This window comes from Gluconobacter sp. Gdi, from assembly GCF_014132155.1.
Taxonomy (GTDB): Bacteria; Pseudomonadota; Alphaproteobacteria; order Acetobacterales; family Acetobacteraceae; genus Gluconobacter.
The window spans coordinates 1-1891 of sequence record NZ_BLJQ01000037.1; the positions used below are offsets into that span (position 1 = coordinate 1).

General features: G+C 59.5%; 3 protein-coding genes. 2 read left to right on the plus strand and 1 reads right to left on the minus strand.

The window, feature by feature from the left end; genetic code table 11:
* The coding region (locus JN414_RS17090) for a hypothetical protein (protein WP_237390143.1) at positions 1-264 on the plus strand (264 nt) is incomplete at its 5' end.
* 194 nt (positions 265-458) lie between these two features.
* Complete coding sequence (locus tag JN414_RS16280) at positions 459-1127, plus strand: hypothetical protein (protein ID WP_062028005.1); 669 nt, start codon at positions 459-461, stop codon at positions 1125-1127.
* Positions 1128-1339: 212 nt separating this feature from the next.
* Here the strand turns inward: JN414_RS16280 and JN414_RS16285 are convergent, their stop codons facing one another.
* A complete protein-coding gene (locus JN414_RS16285) occupies positions 1340-1687 on the minus strand; it encodes a hypothetical protein (protein ID WP_202208862.1) in 348 nt (115 codons plus the stop codon).
* Between the last annotated feature and the right edge of the window lie 204 nt (positions 1688-1891).

Sequence of the window (1891 nt, forward strand, 5' to 3'; positions counted from 1 at the left end):
CAGTCCGTAAAGCCACTGCGCGACCCTCGGCGGCAGGTGTCAGGCCCGCGTCTGCTGCAGGGCCGCACGCGACCCCGCATCAGCCGCAAGCCTGCCCCCTTTGCTCAGGACGCTCCGGGCTTGACGGCCTGTCCCGTCGCCCGTCTTAGCCAGTGGCAGGATGGGCTCAGGAAAACGCCACCGTCGTTCCACTCTCGTCGCCGTCAGTGTGCTCGCCGCACGGGCAGGATGGGTCTAGGAAAACGACAGGTATTCATAGAGTAATCAAGAAATATTTTTACTTGTCATGCAAAAATAAAGCGCGTTTTATGGCGGTTTTCTGCGCTTTTTCTATTGTCACGAAAGGCCGAAAAGGCTATCTTTTACTTGTCGAGAGGGATTGGCCCTCAAGACAAAGCGCCCCGGTTAGTGCTGGAACACCAAGCCGGGACTTCGCTAGACGAGAAAAGGTAAGTTTCATGTCCGACGCAGCAACCACAATCGCACCGAAGGCCCAGAACCGCAAGGCTGCAAACAAGGCCAGCCCCGCCGCCGTCCGCCGTTTCAACGAAGCCCGCGAGCGCACCAAGGCCATTGCCGCTCCCACGCTGGCAGACGTCATGCGCCTCGCCCCCAACGATGACAAGATCGCCGCTATCGTTCAGCATTTCGGTTTCGAGGCTGGCGACTATGACGAGCTGATGGGGGCCGGTCTCAGCATGATCCGCGACCAGTACACGCTTCTTGAGGACGTTCTGGTCGTCACCGACTTCCGGGGGGAGCGCAATTTCAAGGCCATGGAAATGCACCTTGGCCGCATCGTGGACGGCCTGATCCGCTCTGCCTATGGTGCCGCCAACTTCTATGAGAACAAGCGCCAGATTGCCCGCGACGAGCAGAACTCTTTCAGCAACGAAAGCCGCGACGAAGACCGCCAAGGCATCGACGGCGGGGAAAACCGCGTAGATCGGGCCGTCCGTTTCGCTGCACAGCAGGCCCCTAAGGCTTACGCGCTCGCCGTCATGGCTCAGGGCGCATGTGACGCCTACCGCGAACTGATCGGGGAAGACTGGAAGCCTTACGTTAAGGACAACGCCCGCAGCCTCACCGAGAACGTCCGCGCCGCGCAGTGGGGGGCCGTTCTCTAACCCCCACAGGCCGGGCCAGCAGGTCCGGCCACTCACCGGGGCCGCCCTGACGGCCTCGGCTCTGCCCTCGGCCTCTTCTCCCGTCCGCCCTTTTCTTTCTCCCGTCGTTTTTTCCAGGAAGGCGGACGCGCCTCGTCGGCGCGAAGTGTTTTGCCCCCAATGCTCGCCCCCCACAGGGGGGCTGCGCCAAGGCAATAGAAGGAGCGAAGGGCTCAGATTTCTTCGATCATGGAAGAGAGTAGTTCGAGCAGCCAGCCTCCGAACCCGGCCATCAGAGCCACGTCGAGAGCGCTGATCGCCTCCTTCTCATGGCCCAGAAGATAGAGGCCAAGCGAAAGAACAGCGCACAGCGCCGTAACCGAAACAGCCAGAAACAGAGCGTAGCGGGTCGAGCGCCGCAGCCAAAGCATCATCGTCGCCATGCAAGCTGTAGCGATGTCGAAAAGCGCATAGGGTGTGCCAAGGAGCTTGGCGCTGTTTCGCTCACGAATGGCCGTAATCAGCCATTGGAGACCAAAAAGAAAGAGGAAATACGGCCAGACCGTCGGTATGGTGAGCATCTGTTTCATGTCCTTAATAACGAAGCGGACGCCTCGGATGATGGCGTGTTTTTTGCTTCAGAAGGACAGAATGACGCGGAAAGATGCGACTGGCAGAAAAAGGGTTCGGGGCGGCCCTGAAGGGTTCGTTCACTCTTGTGTGAACGGCCTCTACGGCGCAAGGAAAATCTCGTTTTGAAACGTACGGAACTGGTGCTCTCATGT

Coding starts and splice junctions, on each gene's coding strand:
- JN414_RS16280 (WP_062028005.1), top strand. CDS start 459: ATGTCCGACGCAGCAACCACAATCGCACCGAAGGCCCAGAACCGCAAG.
- JN414_RS16285 (WP_202208862.1), bottom strand. CDS start 1,687: ATGCTCACCATACCGACGGTCTGGCCGTATTTCCTCTTTCTTTTTGGT.